This is a genomic window from Blastococcus sp. SYSU D00922, assembly GCF_054050495.1.
In genome coordinates this window covers 1-626 of the sequence record NZ_JBJGZL010000030.1, presented here as the reverse complement: position 1 = coordinate 626, position 626 = coordinate 1, and the positions used below count along the sequence as shown (strand labels likewise).

At 64.4% G+C, this 626-nt stretch carries 1 rRNA gene; it reads left to right on the top strand.

Features of this window, described 5'->3' with window-relative positions:
• Window positions 1-115 (top strand): 16S ribosomal RNA (locus ACI78T_RS20805); the annotation flags it as partial.
• Window positions 116-626 lie beyond the last annotated feature (511 nt).

The window sequence follows — 626 nt, the reverse complement described above, 5'->3', positions numbered from 1 at the left end:
CCCGAAGCCGGTGGCCCAACCCTTGTGGAGGGAGCCGTCGAAGGCGGGATCGGCGATTGGGACGAAGTCGTAACAAGGTAGCCGTACCGGAAGGTGCGGCTGGATCACCTCCTTTCTAAGGAGCACTGGCCGCTTCCCTCGCTGGAAGTGGTCCAGAGCCGCGCTCACACCGTGATCGGTGCCCATCTCCGGGTGCCGGCGAGTGTGTGGGGTGGTGCTCGAGGGTGGAACGCTGACCAGTTCGGCCGGCCCGCGTCTGCGGGCTCCTAGTACTGCGCCACCTGGTGGTGCGTGGAACGGGGTCTGGATGCGGGGTCTGGTTCGTAGGCACGCTGTTGGGTCCTGAGGGAGCGGGCCATCCCCTGCGGGGGGTGCTGCGATCTCGTGTCAGGGCCGGTCTGCATCTCATACCGTCTGCTGCTTCGGTGGCGGGGTCTGGTGGGGTCGGGTGACCGGTGTCTGGTTGGACGTTGAGAACTGCACAGTGGACGCGAGCATCTTTTGACTCTGATTGCAGAGTTCTTGTAGGCCCGCACAGCAAGTGTCCTTCCGGGCGCTGGTTGTGCGGTGTTTTTGTGTGGCCAAGTTGTTAAGGGCGCACGGTGGATGCCTTGGCACCAGGAGCC